The following is a 17,058-nucleotide window of genomic DNA, read 5'->3' on the forward strand; positions in this document are numbered from 1 at the left end:
AGAAGACGAGACCTGTCAGGCGTGCGGGTCATAATCGCTAAGGCTCTTGCCGGGCTCGTCTGCGAAGACCTCGGGCAGGGGCAAGATTGTTTCGATCAGGTCTATGCGAAAAACACGGAACCCCTGACGTAACTCGCACCATGCCGTCAGGGTCCAGACGCGCCCCCAGTATTCCATGTGCAGCGGGCGTATGACCCGATCAGTCAGAACGCCGTCGATCCGACGGTAAGACAGACGGAGTTTCTGGCGGGATTTGATGGCGGCGCGGATCGGGGCCATATGCGCCAGCCCACGCGCCGCATCGGCAAAGGGATAGACTGCAAATTTCCAACTGTCAGCCTCGGCCACGACCTGCGTGGGCAACACGGCGTCGATCTTGTCGGCCAGCGACGTGGCTGCGGCCTTGAGGTCGGGGTCTGCGGCTTCGGCTACGATGGCCATACCGAGGTTCAACGCCTCAAGCTCGGCAGGGGTCAGATTCAGCGGGGGCAGGGTGATCTGCTCACGCACCATGTAGCCCACACCGCGTTCGCCCTCGACGGGGATGCCCGAGGCAACCAGCGTATCCATGTCGCGATAGATGGTGCGAACCGACACCTCAAGCCGGTCCGCGATGTCCTGCGCACGGTGAAGTTTACCGTCGCGCAGGATCTGGATGATATCGAACAGCCGGTCAGAGCGGCGCATGGGATGTCCTGTGTGTCATGACGCTCCGATGGTCCAATGGATTGCATCGTGGCGCATGGTGACCGTGTCCGGCGCGATTGCGGCCATCACCGCAGGAGCGAAATCCTGCTTTGGAAAGGCTGCGGCGGCGGATTGAGCGCAATCCATGTTGGCCCAGATGACGGTGTCGGTCCAAAGCCCATCATCCCCTGCGCTGAGGCGTCGAAAGACAAAGCCGTCCGCGTTCCGAACAAAGGATTCAGTGCCTTTCATGATGTTCACGAAATCCTCCTTTGTTACATCGGCCGCGAGTTTGAAGGTTACGGTTTCTGCGATTTGTGTCACGTCATGCTCCTGTTTTGATGAGACAGGGCCGTTGTACGTGTTTACAACTGACATAAACCTGTCAGTTGAGAAATGCGAGTCCTCAAAAATCGCGTGATCCGTTCATTTTTGGGCACAGAACCGGGCCGACACGCTTTTGCGATGGACCGCCCGGGCGTAAACACAGTGCCAGATCACATTCCCGGCGCGCGTGCGCCGACTTCAAAGGAGAAGAGACATGCTTAACAATATCGGACTTCCCGGTCTTCTGCTGATTGCCGTTGTGGTGCTGGTGCTGTTTGGCCGCGGTAAAATCAGCTCGTTGATGGGCGAAGTGGGCAAAGGCATCACCTCGTTCAAGAAGGGCGTCAAAGAAGGTGCGGACGAGCTAGAGCAGGACGCGTCCGAGATGGCGAAAGACGTCACCCCCGAGACCGACAAAGACAAGGCCTAAGCGCAGATGTTTGATCTGGGCTGGACCGAGCTTCTGGTCATTGGCGTTGTCGCCCTGATCGTTGTGGGGCCAAAGGACCTGCCGGTGTTGTTCCGCAATGTCGGCCGCTGGGTTGGCAAGGCTCGTGGCATGGCGCGCGAATTTAGCAGCGCCATGAACGAAGCAGCTGATCAGGCGGGCGTGAACGAGATCAAGAAGGGTCTGAATGCGGCCACCAATCCTGTGAACACCGCCATGGACGGCGTCAAAGAAGCTGCGCAGGAAATGGCCAAGAGCATGGACCCGACTAAGTTCGACCCCGACAGCGAAACCGGTAAACTGGCTGCTGAACGTGCAGAGCAGGCCAAGAAGATCCAGGCCTCGACGGCACGTGCCGCTGCCGAGCGTAAGGCCAAAGAAGCTGCGGATGCGCTAGCCAAGGCTGAAGAGGCCGAAGCCGCGCTGAATACTGAAAGCAAGACATGAGCAATACCGACGAGATCGAAGACAGCTCGGCCCCATTGATCGAGCATCTGGCAGAACTGCGCACGCGGTTGATTCACTGCGTCGTGGCGTTCCTGATCGGGATGATAATTTGCTTCACCGTTGCCACGCCGCTGTTCAACTTCCTCACAAACCCATTGTGCGAGGTGCTGGCAGAACGCGGGCAGGATTGTGATTTGATCTTCATTTCACCGCAGGAAGGGTTCTTCGTCGCCATCAAGGTCTCGCTTCTGGGCGGCTTCATTCTGGCATTCCCCTATATAGGGATGCAGATGTGGCGGTTCGTTGCACCGGGCCTGTACCGGTCGGAAAAGAACGCGTTCCTGCCGTTCATGCTGGCATCGCCATTCATGTTCCTGCTGGGGGCAAGCTTTGCCTTCTACGTGGTCACGCCGCTGGCTTATGACTTCTTCCTTGGCTTCCAGCAGTTCGGATCAGAAGGCGAGGCAGTAGTTGACGGCACTGCTACTGCACCGCTCAGCGTGGTCTTCCAGGGCTCGGCACAGGAATACCTGAACCTGACCATCAAGTTCATCGTGGCCTTTGGGCTGTGCTTCCAGTTGCCGGTTCTTCTGACCCTGATGGGAAAAGCCGGGCTGGTAACTGCCGAAGGTCTGGGGGCCGTGCGTAAGTACGCGGTGGTCGCCATTCTGGTTCTGGCCGCACTGGTGACACCGCCTGACGTGATCACTCAGGTCATCCTGTTCGTGGTTGTCTATGGGCTGTACGAAATTTCGATCTTCCTGGTCGCACGCGTCGAGAAAAAGCGCGAGGAACAACTGCGCGCTGACGGTTACTACGACGATGAAGAAGAAGCGGATGAAGAGATTATTCAGGAAGAAGAAGGCAAGTAATCCTGATGATCGATAACAATCAGGCGCGTCCGTCACGGCGCGCCTTTTTTGTGCGCGGCTCTTGTTGCGCCCGGCGGAACATGGTTTGAAACCAGCAAAACTGACCGGAGGCGCCTATGAACGACCAAGCCCTGAACCGTATCGCTGACGCCTTGGAACGCATGGCACCGGCCCCATTGGCCGCGCCCGACTTCGAAGCTGCCCCGGCTTTTGTCTGGCAAGTCGAGCCGGACCGGCTTGAGCCGGTCAAACAGGTCAACCGTGTCGATCTGGACCTGCTGGTGGGCATTAACCGCTCACGCGAAACGTTGCTGGACAACACGCGCCGCTTTGCGGCCGGGTACAAGGCCAACAACGCGCTGTTGTGGGGCGCACGGGGCATGGGCAAATCCAGCCTCGTGAAAGCTGTCCACGGTACGTTGCAGGCGGATTTTCCAGACCTCAAACTGGTCGAACTTCAGCGTGAAGATATGGGCTCGGTCGCGCGCCTTCTCAACCATCTGCGCGCCGCTCCGCACCGGTTCATTCTGTTCTGCGATGACCTGTCGTTCAGCCACGATGATCAGCATTACAAATCACTCAAGGCGGTGCTGGACGGAGGCATCGAGGGCCGCCCCGAAAACGTTGTCTTCTACGCGACCTCGAACCGCCGTCACCTGATGCCGCGGGACATGATCGAAAACGAACGCTCCAGCGCGATCAATCCGTCAGAGGCGGTCGAGGAAAAAGTCTCGCTCTCTGACCGGTTCGGCCTGTGGCTGGGCTTCCATCCCTGCGATCAGGATGAATACCTTGCGATGATTGACCGGTATTGCGCGGCTCATGGTGTATGCGTCGACGCCGATATCCTGCGCGCCGAGGCCATCGAATGGCAAGCCACCCGGGGCGGACGCTCGGGTCGCGTGGCATGGCAGTTCTTTGTCGATCTGGCTGGGCGCAACGGCGTACATATCGCGTAGACCGCCCGCTACATCAGGCCAAAATACCCCCACTGGAGGCATGGCCTAAAGGGCAATTCCTACAACAATGCCAAAATTCTGGCAGCCTCATCCGCCGGGTTTATCAACGCATTGCGGTCTTCGCCGGGATGGAACCTGGCGCGTACGGCCGTCGGCATCGGTGCGGGTTCCACGATCGAAACGCGTGGTCCTGTACGTTCTGTTTCCACCGCCCAGCTACGGGCAAGCGCCAGTTGCGCAGCCTTGGTTGCACCATAGATGCCATAGAATTTTTCACCGGCCTTGGGATCGTCAAAAAACACCGCATGGCCGCTGTCGCCCAGCAGGGGCGCGATATACGGGATCAGAACCGACGTGGCTGTGGCGTTGATGTTGACCGCCTTCGTCCATTCCTTGGGGTCCACGAAATGCGCGGGCGTCAGGGCCGAGGTGTGGACTGCAGTGTGCATCCACAGATCAACTTTGCCCCATCGGTCATGAATGCCCCGGCACAGCGTCGCCATGGCGTTCGGATCCGCGATGTCCATCGGCGCAAGCGTGGCGGCACCACCCTTGGCTTTGATCCGGTCGTCCAACTCTTCCAGCCCACCAGTGGTGCGGGCGACGGCGACGATGTGATACTCGGGTGCCAGAGCTTCGGCCAGGGCAGCACCCAAACCGCGCGAGGCCCCGGTGATGAGGGCAATTTTAGTCTGATCGGTCATAAGGGCGGTTTGAACCCATGCGCGCAGGGCGTCAAGACAGATTAACTTCCGGGGATGACGATCCGCTTGGTCTGGCCGCTTTGTCGCAGCATGACGCCTTCGTCATCAATGGCTATCACAGTGCCCGAGGACACCCGACTGCCGGGTTTGACCTCTTTGACCCGACCTGACGACAGGCGTACCAATGCACGCATGTCAGCTTTTGGGCCAAAGATGCCCAGGACAGCGACTGCGTTCTTCTTCAACGCGCCTGTCTGTGTGGCCGCGCTTTTGACGTTGGCGTTTGACATGATTTCCGGCCCGGCCGCGTTGGCCTGACCCCTTGTTTTATGAGTGGTTCGGCAGATGCGCTATCAAACGAAGGACCGGAACTAAAGGGGCGGGGATTGCGCGATAGCGCAGCTGAATTGCTGCGCCGCCGAAGCCCCTGCAATTGCGGTTTCTTCATCGAAAAGTTGTGCGCGAAAACCGACCGATCAGGCGCAGCCCATACGTGAAAAGGCCCGCATCGCAATTGCGAAACGGGCCATCACTGCAATCTGATTCGCTGATATGTCCTTAGCCGGACGCCAGTTTGGCCGCATTCCAGGACCCGCCGGGCACCTGCATGTCCTGCTTTTTCTTGCTGACCCGGCTGCTGTTTTCGAGGCTGTCCAGATAGTCTTCGCTGACGCTGCCGGTAATGTAATTTCCGTCAAAGCACGAGCAATCGAAGGATTCGATATCCGGGTTGCCTTCCTTGGCTGACCAAATCAGGTCATCGAGGTCCTGATAGAACAAGGCGTCTGCGCCCAACTCCTGCCGGATATCCTCAATGTTCTTACCGTTTGCGATCAACTCGTGCTTGGTGGGCATGTCGATGCCATAAACGTTGGGAAACTTCACCGGTGGCGAGGCGCTGGCGATGAACACCTTCTTGGCCCCGGCTTCACGGCACATTTGAACGATCTTTTTGATCGTGTTGCCGCGCACAATGGAATCGTCGATCAGCAATACGTTGTGACCTTTGAACTCCAGCGGAACCGCGTTCAGCTTGCGGCGTACGGATTTCTGACGCTCTTCCTGACCGGGCATGATGAATGTGCGGCCTACATAGCGGTTCTTGACCAGTCCCTCACGGTAAGGAATGCCCGTGGCTTTCGCGACCTCAAGCGCCACAGGGCGCGCGCTGTCCGGCACAGGAATGATGCGGTCGATCTCTAGGCCTGCAGCCTCAATCTGGCGCGCCAGAGTCTGGCCCATACGCATCTGGGTTTTGTAGACCGAAACACCATCTAACAGCGAATCCGGACGGGCCAGATAGACGTATTCGAAGATACAGGGGGTCAGTTGACCTTCAACCGCCTGAAAAGTGTGCATGTTGCCGTCGAGGTCAATCAGGATGGCCTCACCCGGTTTCACATCGCGCAGCTTTTCAAATCCGTTGATGCCGAATGCCACGTCTTCGGACGCAAAGGCATAGTCGTCGCCGTCTCCATCCACATCGCGCTTGGCAACCGACAGCGGTCGAATGCCGTAGGGATCGCGAAACGCCAGCATGCCAACACCGGCCACCAGACAGATCACTGAATAGGCACCCTGAACGCGTTCCATTGTCATCTTCACACCGGCAAAGATGTTGCGGATCGGTTCGGCATTGCCATTGACCTTGATTGCGTCGGCCACTTTGTCGGCCAGCACATTCAGCATAATCTCTGAATCCGACGTGGTGCGCAGATGACGACTGTATTTGGCGGTGACTTTCTCGCGCTGCTCGGCGGTGTTGGTGATGTTGCCGTTATGGACCAGATAGATGCCATAGGGCGCGTTGACGAAGAACGGCTGTGCCTCAGCCGCGCTAAGCGATCCGGCCGTAGGGTAGCGCACATGCCCCATACCGACCTGTCCCAGCAGGGTCTCGGCGTCGCAGGCGTTAAAGACGTCTTTGACCAACCCGTTGGCTTTCTTCTCTCGGAAGAATTCACCGGTATAGGTCACGATCCCCGAGGCATCCTGACCCCGGTGCTGCAACATCAGCAGCCCGTCATAGATTTCCGCAAAGACATCATGTGTCCTGCTTGCGATCCCTAAAATGCCACACATATACGGGCTCCAATTTCCATGACGTGTTTATGTTGATTAGGTGTGCGGGTCGGACCGTCTGGACAGCGGTATCTGTACGCATTGTCGCCCGGCCGATTGGCGGCGCGCACACGCCAGCGTCGCAACGGTAAGCGCGTAAGAAAACAGATACAGCAAGATCGGCAGCTCCGATTCCATGTCAGTTCGCCACTCACATAATGCCTAAGCGCGCCTGTGTCATCAAAGGATCACATTCGCGATTTGACGCATGCGGATTCTGCCAAAAACAAATTGAAAAGGTGACAGCGGCCGCGGGCATGTGGTGTCATGGTCGACATAGTGAGTTTTCGGCAATGATACAGGTTCGATCGGATACCCGGCATGTGGCAGCACAAACAAGGAAACAAAAAAGAAGAACCGGTAAAGCGCCGGTGTCACCGATGCAGGGGCATGGGGCGGGCACCCTGTCAGATCTGTAATGGATCGGGGGAGGTTATCAAAAGCCGCGACATTCACGGGAAGCCGATTTTCAATCGCTGCGACGGCTGTTTCGGTTTAAAGACGATTAGATGCACGGTTTGTGCAGGCGAAGGGTTCGTCTGAGCCCGAATGCGATCTGGAAAATTCCCGGCTACATTCCAGTTCATCAGGACAAGTATTGCAGCTTGTTCGGTATTGCTGTCGTCATCATTTGATGTCGACGATCTGTTCCCAAATTCGTTGGGACGCCTGCGGTGGTTCAGTTTGTGGTCGGCGGATTTTCTTACTTTCGCTGTGGCAGCGCGGATGGCTGCTATCCACCAGATGACAACGACTTTCGAACATCCACCATCAACCTCTCAAAGTTCACTTCAGCGTCAGTTCGAACTTCTAACAACGTGCCCATTCGAAGAGGAAAGCGATTGGTCCAAGAATCTAAGCGCTTTGCCAGTTCTTTGGTGTCACGTTGCTTATCTAGGTGTCCTGGATGTCTCGTTCTCGACAAAAATCGCCTGAGGGCCTCTTCTGGGGAGCACAAGCAACACACCTCAACCAATGAATCGTATTCCTCAACTAACCAATCCGACGGCGTTCCGCTATCTGCGGTACTTCGTAGCGGCCGCCAATGTGACACGAGGACGGCGGAACCTGACTTTTTAGCTGCTTTTTGGAATGCGTCATCGCTTTGCCTGCTGAGGCTTTTTCGATGGTTCCATGAAGAGACACTCTCACGCTCGTATAGGTCTTCGAGGAAATCGTCTTTGTCTAGAAACTCAAAGCCCAAGGGTTTAGAGATTTCACGAGCGACTGTCGTTTTTCCACTTGCTGGAAGACCCGTTACGATCACTGCGTGTCTCATGAAAACACCCTTCCATAGGACCCCGGGGAAACAGGCTCGCCTGTATATCGTGACCTTCATTCGACGGCGCGTCCGGAGTAGATCCTACGAATTGACTGCCCAGAAACAGCGGCGGACATTGGTGGAGATTGTTGTATGCGATGCGTTGGGCTCAATACTGCCATTGACCGCTCGTAAATATGATCGCTGCAGACCACCGTTCGATGATCTGCAGCATTTGTTCAAAGGCCATGCCCACAGCAAGGGAAACTTTATTCCGTAGTCGTGGGGGCTGTCAGATCCTCGGCCGGTGCGGAACCTTCCGCACAGCTGGCGACCAGTTCTTCATATTGGCGGGTGACCCAGCCAAGGGCCGCTTCGGGGTTCTGTTCTTCGATCTTATCGCTGAACTGTTCGAACACTTTGGCCGAGCGGCTTTCGTCAACGATCGTATAGGACTGACCCGTCATCACAGTGTCATAGACAAAGAACGCGATGGCAACCAACAGGATGCCGCGGGCGATGCCGAAGAAGAAACCGAGTGCCTGATCCAGACCGCCCAACGCAGATCGCTGGACGATCGACGAAAACAGGGGCGTAAAGATGCTGACAATAATAAGTGCAACTGCGAATACCGCAGCAAAGCCGGTGATGACGGACAATTCGCAGCTGTCGCGCAGGAAATCCCCAACAACCGGAATCTCTTTGACCAGTGGCACCGCTTGGGGCGCGAAAATAAAGGCCAGCACTGCGGCTGCGACCCAGCCTGCGATGGCCAGAACCTCACGTAAGAAGCCGCGCGAATAGGCAAGAATGCCTGAAACGACGATGATCAGGGCAACGACCCCGTCAATTATTGTAAAACCTTCCATGGCCCTCGCCTGTTCTTTTTCTGCCCCTCAGGGGGCGACCTTAACCTGCTCCGAAGGTTTCGCCAACAAACCCAACCAAATCAGAGGGTCGGGTGAGTGTCAGACCTGCCACAGTACCGGTTTTGCCGCCCGCCGGAGCGATTGCCGATGTGAAACCAAGTTTTTGGGCTTCTTTCAACCTGTTTTCGGTCTGTGGGGCCGGTCTAAGTGCCCCAGATAACGAGATTTCTCCGAAAACAACGGTATCTGCGGGCAGGGCTGTGTCTTCTCGGGCACTCAACAGGGCTGCTGCAACGGCCAGATCTGCGGCGGGTTCACCGATTTTCAATCCGCCGGCGACGTTGAGGTACACATCGAGACCCGCAAAAGGGATGCCGCAGCGCGCTTCGAGCACGGCGAGGATCATTGCCAACCTTCCACTGTCCCAACCGACAACGGTCCGGCGCGGTTGTGAATGCGGGGACGGGGCTACAAGCGCTTGTAATTCAACTAAAACGGGGCGTGTGCCTTCGATCCCGGCAAAGACTGCCGATCCGGGGCTGGGCGTGCCGCGTTCGGACAGGAACAAGGCCGATGGGTTGGTCACCTGTGCCAGCCCTTTGCCAGTCATTTCAAACACGCCGATCTCGTCCGCAGGGCCAAAGCGGTTCTTGACCGCCCGTAGGATGCGGAACTGATGGCCGCGCTCGCCTTCGAAATAAAGGACGGTGTCCACCATATGTTCGACGACGCGGGGACCCGCAATTTGGCCTTCTTTGGTGACGTGGCCGACCATGATGATTGAAACACCGTGTCGTTTCGCAAAGGTGGTCAATTCATGCGCCGCGGCCCGGACTTGTGACACCGAGCCCGGTGCGCTGTCCACATTGTCGGCCCACATGGTCTGAATCGAGTCGATGATGGCCAGACCGGGTTTCTCAGCCTCAAGCGTCGTCAGTATGTTCCGCAGATTGGTTTCGGCGGCCAGTTGGACCGGTGCATCCTCTAGCCCCAGCCGGCGCGCGCGCATGCGCACCTGAGCGCTGGCTTCTTCGCCAGATACGTAGATGGTCTTGACGCCCGCACGTGCAAACCGCGCTGCGGCCTGTAACAGCAGCGTCGACTTGCCGATACCTGGATCACCCCCAACCAGCAGGGCCGAGGCCGGGACCAGACCGCCACCCAAAACGCGGTCCAGTTCTTCTACGCCGCACAAGGTGCGCGGCGGCGGTGTTTCCTCGGTCGACAGGTCCGTGAGTGTAATGGACTGGCCACGTTTGCCGCCGAGGGATTTCTTTGCAGGGCCAGCCGAAAGAGGCACGTCTTGCGTGATTGTGTTCCATTCACCGCAGCCGTCGCACCGCCCGGACCACCGGGAATGCGTTGCGCCACAAGCCGAGCAGGAGAAAGTTGTCTTTGCCATTCGGCCTTGGTGCCCGAGCGCGGGCGGTTCTTCAAGCCCTTGTTGGGCTTTCATCTCTGCCGGAGGCGCGCCGCGTCCTCAGGCCCTATGGGCCATCGTCCCCGGCGGGCACTGTCGCGCCTATTCCGCTGCGCGGGGCGGCGACATTGCTATGACGCTCGATTTCTTGGGATCGCGGTCGTCCACGGGCGATTGAAGCTGTGCCGACAATTCGGGCAACAGTTCAAACAGTTCGTCCCGCAAACGTGCCAGCTGCGATTTGGCAATGGATTCTTCCATTTCTATATCGTGGGTCCATTGGCGCAGCTCATGCTGGATGACCTGCGCTTCTTCGATCCGCTTCTGGAACGTCTCAATTTCTTCCTGACGTTGCTGCAGGAACGTGCGAGCACGGCTGACGCGCGCATCGCCATAGGTTTCTGCCAGCTCTTGGCTGATTTGGCTCATTTGTGCGGCCAGCTCCAGGATTTCGGGTTCAAGCGATTGCAGGTCAGGGTGGTGGCGCAGGAAGGCCATCCTTTCCTTGACCGCGTCGAATTCTGAGGACAGCAGAAACGTTTCGCCGCGATCTGCTGAATGGGCCAAGTGATAGGCCTGAGCCACGTCATGCATGTTCAATGAGAACTTACGATGTGACGTTTCAAGCGCCATCATCCGGGCGTTTGCGGGAAGATAAAACGCCAACATGAGAATCAGCACCGTCAGGCCTGTCTGAACATACATACCTGCGTCGACAGCTGGACCTGTGCCGAAACCGGCCTGCATGGATAGCCAGGGCAGTACCCCCAAAGCGGACAGAAAACACGCGCCAACCGAGAACAGGGCCGCAGTGCATATGAGGAAAAAAGTCAATCTTAAAAAGGCATTCTGAAATTGCAATGTGATGTTGTGGAGGGCAGTCATCTTAGACGAACTCCTTTTGAAACCGGAACACACCAGCCCAAAGCGGGGACATCTAACGCACACAGAATGATCCGCTCAGGACCGAAACTACAAAAATTTTCTGCTCGAAATATATAGATGATACTCAGATAAGCGTTTTCAATCAATTACGTCTGAGAATTTCGTGATCCGCGTGTCATTTCGGTAATGTGGCCTAGTGCGAGCGAGGCCAGAATGCACGCCGTGAACAGGTAAAGACCCCATGCAGTTTCGATGGTCGCGTAGGAGATTCCCTTCGCCAGCGTGATATAGAGCGCGATCAGGAAGATGTCCGCCATGGCGAGTTTCCCGAGTAGGTTGAGCGCAGGTTGGACGCGCGGGTCCAACAAGTCCCATTGGATAAGCGCTGTGCCGATGGTTTTGATGTATGGTGCGAAGAGGGCGAAGATGGTGACAATCAGGGCCAGAAAGACGTCCGATTTCCACAAGGATTGCAGGCCGGTGATGACACTGATCTCGCTGAGGCCGAAGATTGGGAGAAGCCCTGCGCGCATCAGCGGGGCGAACCACGCGATGGGGTAGAGGATCAGGAGCGAAAGGGTGGCGAAGCGGAGCATGAATCTATATTTGGGTAATCAAAATAAACAATCCAACCAGAAAGCTTGCAAAGTCGATTTTCCATGCTTTTCCAGCCCATTTTCGCAAAAACAGCCTGCGGCAGTTAAGCCCCAAAAGGATGCACGTAATTCCCAGAGTAACATTCAGTGCAGGGATTTGTGCATTTTCTGCCCAGCGCAAGCCAAAGAAGGCCACCGCGATTAGTACAACTACCGCTATCCAAGTCAGAACGGTAGCCTTTGCATTGCTCTCGTCTTCGGCATACAGTCCGAAACTCCAGCCGAGCTGTTTTCTTTGAATAGTGGTCTGAGATTCGTCGTATTTGCTGTTCGAAAACTGTGACTTCGCAAAGGCAGGAAAAACGCCGGATGTAGAGATCACAATTCCCGTCAAATACGCAAGGCCCAAAAGCCTGATGAGATCTGACAGTTCTATCAGGCTGACGTTCATCTTTATCTCACCGCCTCAATCGGCCCTTCCGCACTGCCGCTGATAAACTGCTCCACATAAGGATCACCCGACGCATCCATCTGGCTGACCGGGCCGGTCCATTGGATGACGCCTCCGTGCAGCATGGCCACGTTGTCCGCAATCGCGCGGACAGAGCTCATGTCGTGGGTGATGGTCATCGCGGTGGCGCCCATCTCGGTCACGATCTCGCGGATCAGGTCGTTGATGACGCCGGACATGATCGGGTCCAACCCTGTGGTGGGCTCGTCGAAGAAAATGATCTCGGGCTCGGCGGCGATGGCGCGGGCTAGGCCCACGCGTTTTTGCATCCCGCCCGACAGTTCGGAGGGGAAGCGGTCCGCGACGTCGGATTTCAGGCCCACGCGGCGCAGTTTTTCGATGGCGATCTCACGCGCGTACTCGGCTGGGCGTTTCAACGGACCGCGCAGCAGACGGAAGGAAACGTTTTGCCAGACGGGCAGGGAATCGAACAGCGCCGCGCCCTGAAACAGCATCCCGAAGCGGGCCAGGAATTTATCGCGGTCACCTTTTGCAGCGTCCTTACCGTTTACGTAGATCATCCCGCTATCGGGTTTGATCAGGCCCAGAATGCACTTCAGCGCCACGGACTTGCCGGTGCCCGAACCACCGATGATGACCATCGAGGTGCCCTTGGGGATCTCAAGGCTCATGCTTTGCAGAACCTGATTGTCGCCAAAGGCTTTTGCTACGTTCTCCATCCTGATCATACCGAGAAGAACACTCCTGTGAGAATGAAGTTGGCGGCCAGGATCATGATCGCGGCGGATTCGACCGATGACTTGGTCGCTCGGCCAACGCCTTGCGCACCCCGGCCCGAGTTCATGCCGTAGTAACAGCCCATGATGGCTGCGATCAGGCCAAAGGCTGCGCCTTTGACCAGCGATGACACGATGTCTTTGGTTTCAAGAAAATTGACCGTGTTTTGCAGGTACGTCGCTGCGTTGAAGCCCAGATTTTGGGTCGCAACCACATAGCCGCCTGCGATGCCGATGATATCACCGATACCGACCAGTAAGGGCACGGTGATGAGTGCGGCCAGAACCCGCGGCGCGGTTAGGTATTTCATCGGGTGGGTCGACAGGGTGACCAGCGCGTCAATCTGCTCGGTCACTTTCATCGTAGCGATTTCTGCTGCAATGGATGAGGTTACGCGCGCGGCGATCATCAGGCCAACCAGCACCGGCCCAAGCTCGCGCACCATGCCGATGGCAACGATCTGGGGTACCACGGCCTCGGCGTTAAAACGCGCGCCGCCCGCATAGATTTGCAAGGCCAGCGCACCACCAGTGAAGATTGCGGTCAGGCCAACAACCGGCAGTGACAGCCAGCCCACATTCATCAGGGCAACGGCAAATTCGCGCGGGTAATAGGGTGGCCGAAAGATGTGTGAGATCGCGTCCAGCGCAAAAATTCCCACCTTGCCAAAATTGGCAAGCATGGACAGGACAGCACGGCCCAACCCACCCAGCACGGCCAAAGGGTTCATTCCACGTATCCCCGGGAATAACGCGCGCCCAGCGACGTCAGGATTTCATAGCCGATGGTGCCGGCGGCTTCGGCCAAGTCGTCGACTGTTTGATGTCCGTTCAGGATGCGCAGGCGTTCGGGATCTTCGGGCAGATCGGTGACGTCGACCGTGATCAGATCCATCGAGATGCGTCCAACAACGGGGCAGGGCTGGTTGCCAAAAAACACGTCGATCCCACCACCGATGGCGCGGTGCAATCCATCAGCGTAACCGGCGGCAACGGTTGCAATGCGAGAGGGACGACGCGCAATCCAGCTGTTGCCGTATCCGACCGTTTCACCGACGTCGACAGGGCGGACTTGGATAACAGGCAGGTCGATCGCGACAACGGGTTTCGCGTCGGCAAAGGGCATGCCGCCGTACAGGCCGATGCCGGGGCGGCAGAAGTCAAAGTGGAACTCGGACCCCAACATCGTACCACCCGTAGCAGCCAGAGAACGGGGGGCAGTCACGCCATCTGTCATCTCGCGGAAGGATTTCAACTGCTGTTGGTTCATCGGGTTATCAGGCTCATCCGCGCAGGCCAGATGTGACATAACTACCACCGGGTTATTGGCCTCCATCTCGGGCCGCAGTTCAGCCCAGTCTGCGGGCTCAAGCCCAAGGCGGTTCATGCCACTGTTCAATTGGACCCCAAAAGGGCGATCCGGCATTGCCTGCCGGAGCCTCTTATACTGTTCCGGCGAATTGATCAAAGGGATCAGATTATCTGCATAATGTAGCCCATTGTCCCCTTCCATGAAACCAGAGAACACGAAAATCTGCGGCTTGGGGCCTACCGCGTCGCGCACAGCGGCGCCTTCTTCGGCGGCGGCGACAAAAAATTGGCGAACCCCTTCTTCAGCCAGGGTCGCAGACACTGGCCCAGCTCCAAGCCCATAAGCATCAGCTTTGACAACTGCTCCGGTTTCGACTTTTGTTTTTGCGTCCAATGCCCGCCAATTGCTGGCGAGCGCATGAAGATTGATCGTTAAGTGTGCGGTACCCATGGAGTGTTCATGACATTGGATTGCGGCAGGTCAAGGGGGTAAACAGCAATTCTTGAGGAGATTTTGCGAGTGCTGGGCGGCTTCTAGCTGCTATCGCAGGGACAATGGCGGTTTGCCTGACTTTTAGGAGTATTACAGTTGCATCGACATTGTATCCGCCACGTATTCAACGAACGTTGTATAAGTAAATCGTTTACTCAGAGCCGGACGATGAAGTGAGAGGAATTCCATGCTGAAAATAACCTGGGACTACAATGCGTATGCGACCGAACTGCCTGAACTGTTTCGCGACGTATTCACGGCATCTGAGAGTAAAGAAGAGGGAGCAGTGATCAGTGCGCTGGTCAGCGATTTGTTGGAGACGACGGACAGAGATGACCTGCACGCCGCCATTGCCCATGATGGCCCCCAAGTGCTGGGTTGCATCCTGTTTTCGCGGCTGCTCTTTGACCAAGATCCGCGACAGGTGTTCCTGATGTCGCCGGTTGCCGTGCGTACGGATCGCCAGAAAGCGGGGATAGGGCAGCGACTGATCGCGTTTGGGTTGGACGAGCTGCGCCGTGACAAAGTGGATTTTGTGGTGACTTACGGCGATCCGAACTACTACGGCAAAACCGGGTTTTTTCCGATTTCAGAAAAAGTCGCCCAAGCTCCTCTGCCGTTAAGCCATCCGCACGGGTGGTTGGGGCAATCGTTGACAGGGGCTGAGATGGCGCCGTTCAAGGGGCCATCTCAATGTGTCAGTGCATTCAACAAACCCGAGCTGTGGTGAGGATTAATACCCCTCAATCTGTCCGTCCTGTTGCCACGGTTTGACCAGATTTCCAAAACGGGTGAACTGCGCCTCGAACGAGAGGTCAACCGTGCCGATGGGACCGTGGCGCTGCTTACCTACAATGACTTCGGCCTTGCCGTGCAGACGCTCCATGGCCTGCTTCCACTCTTCCATCTTTTCAAGTTCGTGATCGCCGGGCTTTTCGCGTTCCTTGTAGTACTCCTCACGGTATACGAACATCACCACGTCGGCGTCCTGTTCGATCGAGCCTGATTCCCGCAAGTCGGACAGTTGTGGGCGCTTGTCGTCGCGGTTTTCAACCTGACGCGAAAGCTGGGACAGGGCGATCACCGGAATTTGCAATTCCTTGGCGATGGCTTTCATGCCCATCGAAATTTCGGCAATTTCGTTGACGCGGTTTTCGGCCATTCCCCTGCACAGCTGCAGGTAGTCGATAACGAGCAGGTCCAAACCATGTGTCCGTTTCAAACGGCGTGCCCGAGCCGCCAACTGCGAAATCGGCAGGGCGGGCGTGTCGTCAATGAAAAGCGGGCAGGCTTCCAGTTCCTTGGCCGCGTCGACAAAGCGGCGGAACTCGGACTCGGTCATGTCACCCTGGCGGATCTTATGGGATGAGATTTCGGAGGCTTCGGCCAGAACCCGGCCGGCCAGCTGTTCCGCACTCATTTCCAATGAGAAAAAGCCAACGACACCGCCGTCAATCGCGCCCTCTGAGCCGTCTGGTTTCAGCCCACGTTTGTACGCCTTGGCCACATTGAATGCCACGTTGGTCGCCAAAGAGGTTTTCCCCATCGACGGACGACCGGCAAGAATGATCAGGTCAGACGGGTGCAATCCACCCAGTTGTTTGTCCAAGTCGGCCAGACCGGTGGAAATCCCTGCCATGCCACCACCGCGCTGGTACGCTTCGTTGGTGACGTTGACGGCTTCTGTGACCGCCTTGAGGAAGGATTGAAATCCCTGTTCGGTCTGGCCCTGCTCGGATAACTGATAAAGCTGTTGCTCGGCCTCGACGATTTGTTCTTTCGGCTCGCTTGAGACATCAACCCGCGCCGCCTTGTCCGAGATATCCCGACCCAGCCGGATCAGCTCGCGCCGGATTGCCAGATCATAAATCATCTGGGCATAGTCATGCACCGCAAAGGCGCTGATCGATGCGCCCGCCAGTTTGACCAGATAGGCCGGGCCACCCAGTTCCTGCAGGCCCTCATCCTCGGCCATGAAGGATTTCAGCGTCACGGGCGAGGCCAGCGCATTCTTAGCTATCCGGGTCGAGGCGACCTCATAAATCCGAGAGTGAACCGGGTCATAGAAATGCTCGGCCCCGATGATCGAGGCGACCCGATCATAAAGATCGTTATTGGTCAGGATCGCACCCAGAAGCTGCTGTTCGGCCTCAATGGAATGCGGCATGGTTTCGGCGTTCTGAATCCGAGCTGCTGCCTGCTCGATGCTGCTGATCTCGTTCATTTTGTCCCCGCTGCCCTGCGGCGCTTTCTACACGCTATTTCGGCGTGTCGGCTATCTGGAAATACCTGTGGCTAACTATGGATAAAGCCTTGGGATAACTTTCCTGACAGTTTGGATACCTGTGTATGCGTAGCTTATTATGTAGGATTTGGGGAAAAAGTCACCAGATATCGTGGCCGGTCGCCC

The 17,058-nt window shown here is 56.9% G+C and carries 21 protein-coding genes; 5 read left to right on the plus strand and 16 right to left on the minus strand.

The window, feature by feature from the left end; genetic code table 11:
• Positions 1 to 15 precede the first annotated feature (15 nt).
• Both AC2FFH_RS08940 and AC2FFH_RS08945 read right to left on the minus strand, forming a co-directional pair.
• On the minus strand, positions 16 to 687 hold the full coding sequence (locus AC2FFH_RS08940) for a helix-turn-helix transcriptional regulator (RefSeq protein WP_282118278.1): 672 nt from the start codon (positions 685 to 687) through the stop codon (positions 16 to 18).
• A 15-nt stretch (positions 688 to 702) separates the two neighbouring features.
• A complete protein-coding gene (locus AC2FFH_RS08945; RefSeq protein ID WP_282118279.1) occupies positions 703 to 1,011 on the minus strand; it encodes a hypothetical protein in 309 nt (102 codons plus the stop codon).
• Between the two features lie 217 nt (positions 1,012 to 1,228).
• Between AC2FFH_RS08945 and AC2FFH_RS08950 the strand changes: the two genes are divergently transcribed.
• The 4 genes from AC2FFH_RS08950 (at position 1,229) to AC2FFH_RS08965 (ending at position 3,740) form a co-directional block, all read left to right on the plus strand.
• Entirely contained in the window at positions 1,229 to 1,444 is a 216-nt protein-coding gene (locus AC2FFH_RS08950; RefSeq protein WP_170354368.1) for a twin-arginine translocase TatA/TatE family subunit, read from the plus strand.
• A gap of 6 nt (positions 1,445 to 1,450) precedes the next feature.
• Complete coding sequence (tatB, locus tag AC2FFH_RS08955) at positions 1,451 to 1,909, plus strand: Sec-independent protein translocase protein TatB (protein ID WP_058271821.1); 459 nt, start codon at positions 1,451 to 1,453, stop codon at positions 1,907 to 1,909.
• The gene (tatC, locus tag AC2FFH_RS08960) at positions 1,906 to 2,781 is read left to right on the plus strand and encodes a twin-arginine translocase subunit TatC (protein ID WP_496723092.1); all 876 of its coding nucleotides are present in this window, start codon (positions 1,906 to 1,908) and stop codon (positions 2,779 to 2,781) included. The genes tatB and tatC overlap by 4 nt, the downstream gene beginning before the upstream one ends.
• 116 nt (positions 2,782 to 2,897) lie before the next feature.
• Positions 2,898 to 3,740 (plus strand): ATP-binding protein, encoded by an 843-nt coding sequence (locus tag AC2FFH_RS08965; RefSeq protein WP_496844233.1) that lies wholly within the window; start codon positions 2,898 to 2,900, stop codon positions 3,738 to 3,740.
• 59 nt (positions 3,741 to 3,799) lie between these two features.
• On the opposite strand, the gene AC2FFH_RS08970 is transcribed toward AC2FFH_RS08965, so the two are convergent.
• From AC2FFH_RS08970 to alr, 13 genes are all read right to left on the minus strand, one after another.
• A complete protein-coding gene (locus AC2FFH_RS08970; RefSeq protein ID WP_496723088.1) occupies positions 3,800 to 4,444 on the minus strand; it encodes an SDR family NAD(P)-dependent oxidoreductase in 645 nt (214 codons plus the stop codon).
• A gap of 41 nt (positions 4,445 to 4,485) precedes the next feature.
• Positions 4,486 to 4,734 (minus strand): hypothetical protein, encoded by a 249-nt coding sequence (locus AC2FFH_RS08975; protein ID WP_282151357.1) that lies wholly within the window; start codon positions 4,732 to 4,734, stop codon positions 4,486 to 4,488.
• Between the two features lie 268 nt (positions 4,735 to 5,002).
• Positions 5,003 to 6,526 (minus strand): amidophosphoribosyltransferase, encoded by a 1,524-nt coding sequence (purF, locus tag AC2FFH_RS08980; protein ID WP_496764571.1) that lies wholly within the window; start codon positions 6,524 to 6,526, stop codon positions 5,003 to 5,005.
• A 36-nt stretch (positions 6,527 to 6,562) separates the two neighbouring features.
• Positions 6,563 to 6,703, minus strand: a complete 141-nt coding sequence (locus AC2FFH_RS08985) for a hypothetical protein (protein WP_496764573.1) — start codon at positions 6,701 to 6,703, stop codon at positions 6,563 to 6,565.
• A 595-nt stretch (positions 6,704 to 7,298) separates the two neighbouring features.
• Positions 7,299 to 7,904, minus strand: coding sequence for an AAA family ATPase (locus AC2FFH_RS08990; protein WP_496764576.1), 606 nt, complete (start codon positions 7,902 to 7,904; stop codon positions 7,299 to 7,301).
• 191 nt (positions 7,905 to 8,095) lie between these two features.
• Entirely contained in the window at positions 8,096 to 8,695 is a 600-nt protein-coding gene (locus AC2FFH_RS08995; RefSeq protein WP_496738449.1) for a CvpA family protein, read from the minus strand.
• Positions 8,696 to 8,735: 40 nt separating this feature from the next.
• Positions 8,736 to 10,097: a DNA repair protein RadA gene (gene radA, locus AC2FFH_RS09000; RefSeq protein WP_058278214.1), complete on the minus strand. Its 1,362-nt coding sequence runs from the start codon at positions 10,095 to 10,097 to the stop codon at positions 8,736 to 8,738.
• A 120-nt stretch (positions 10,098 to 10,217) separates the two neighbouring features.
• Positions 10,218 to 11,000: a DNA repair protein gene (locus AC2FFH_RS09005; RefSeq protein WP_496779125.1), complete on the minus strand. Its 783-nt coding sequence runs from the start codon at positions 10,998 to 11,000 to the stop codon at positions 10,218 to 10,220.
• Between the two features lie 146 nt (positions 11,001 to 11,146).
• The gene (locus tag AC2FFH_RS09010; RefSeq protein WP_496779123.1) at positions 11,147 to 11,596 is read right to left on the minus strand and encodes a paraquat-inducible protein A; all 450 of its coding nucleotides are present in this window, start codon (positions 11,594 to 11,596) and stop codon (positions 11,147 to 11,149) included.
• Between the two features lie 4 nt (positions 11,597 to 11,600).
• Positions 11,601 to 12,047 (minus strand): hypothetical protein, encoded by a 447-nt coding sequence (locus tag AC2FFH_RS09015; protein ID WP_496779121.1) that lies wholly within the window; start codon positions 12,045 to 12,047, stop codon positions 11,601 to 11,603.
• Positions 12,048 to 12,049: 2 nt separating this feature from the next.
• The gene (locus tag AC2FFH_RS09020; protein WP_108858454.1) at positions 12,050 to 12,796 is read right to left on the minus strand and encodes an ABC transporter ATP-binding protein; all 747 of its coding nucleotides are present in this window, start codon (positions 12,794 to 12,796) and stop codon (positions 12,050 to 12,052) included.
• Positions 12,793 to 13,575 carry an MlaE family ABC transporter permease gene (locus tag AC2FFH_RS09025; protein WP_472723887.1) on the minus strand — a complete coding sequence of 261 codons (783 nt, stop codon included), beginning with the start codon at positions 13,573 to 13,575 and terminating at the stop codon, positions 12,793 to 12,795. Before AC2FFH_RS09025 ends, AC2FFH_RS09020 begins: the two co-directional genes overlap by 4 nt.
• Positions 13,572 to 14,606: an alanine racemase gene (gene alr, locus AC2FFH_RS09030; protein ID WP_496764585.1), complete on the minus strand. Its 1,035-nt coding sequence runs from the start codon at positions 14,604 to 14,606 to the stop codon at positions 13,572 to 13,574. The genes AC2FFH_RS09025 and alr overlap by 4 nt, the downstream gene beginning before the upstream one ends.
• A gap of 229 nt (positions 14,607 to 14,835) precedes the next feature.
• On the opposite strand from alr, the gene AC2FFH_RS09035 reads away from it, so the two are divergent.
• Complete coding sequence (locus tag AC2FFH_RS09035) at positions 14,836 to 15,378, plus strand: GNAT family N-acetyltransferase (RefSeq protein ID WP_496764587.1); 543 nt, start codon at positions 14,836 to 14,838, stop codon at positions 15,376 to 15,378.
• A gap of 3 nt (positions 15,379 to 15,381) precedes the next feature.
• Here AC2FFH_RS09035 and AC2FFH_RS09040 read toward each other — a convergent pair whose 3' ends face one another.
• Positions 15,382 to 16,872 carry a replicative DNA helicase gene (locus AC2FFH_RS09040; RefSeq protein ID WP_496723064.1) on the minus strand — a complete coding sequence of 497 codons (1,491 nt, stop codon included), beginning with the start codon at positions 16,870 to 16,872 and terminating at the stop codon, positions 15,382 to 15,384.
• Positions 16,873 to 17,058: the final 186 nt, after the last annotated feature.

Source organism: Ruegeria sp. YTSC003 (assembly GCF_059609785.1).